Genomic DNA, 285 nt, shown 5'->3' with positions numbered 1-285 from the left:
CAAGGTATGAAGCGTAAAGAACGTTTAGAGCTGGCTATGTTTCACTTGGAAAAAGTTGGTTTGGCCGATTGGGCAACACACTTGCCTAAAGAACTTTCTGGAGGGCAAAAACAACGTGTTGCTATTGAGAGAGCTTTAGCGGCAGATCCTAAATTATTATTAGCCGATGAGCCAACAGGAGCATTGGATACTAAAACATCTCACGAAATAATGGATTTTATCCAACATCGTAATGATGAAGGAAAAACTATTTTAATGGTAACCCACGAAGAAGATATCGCAGCC

The 285-nt window shown here is 40.4% G+C and carries 1 protein-coding gene; it reads left to right on the top strand.

Annotated features, from left to right (window positions below; translation table 11 throughout):
- Positions 1-285 (top strand): ATP-binding cassette domain-containing protein (locus V6246_RS18390; RefSeq protein ID WP_341561884.1); only part of this gene is annotated, 285 nt, incomplete at both ends.

Source organism: Algibacter sp. TI.3.09, from assembly GCF_038154905.1.
Lineage (GTDB): Bacteria > Bacteroidota > Bacteroidia > Flavobacteriales > Flavobacteriaceae > Algibacter.
The sequence above is the reverse complement of the archived record's forward strand: the minus strand, read 5'-3'. Positions and strand labels throughout refer to the sequence as shown.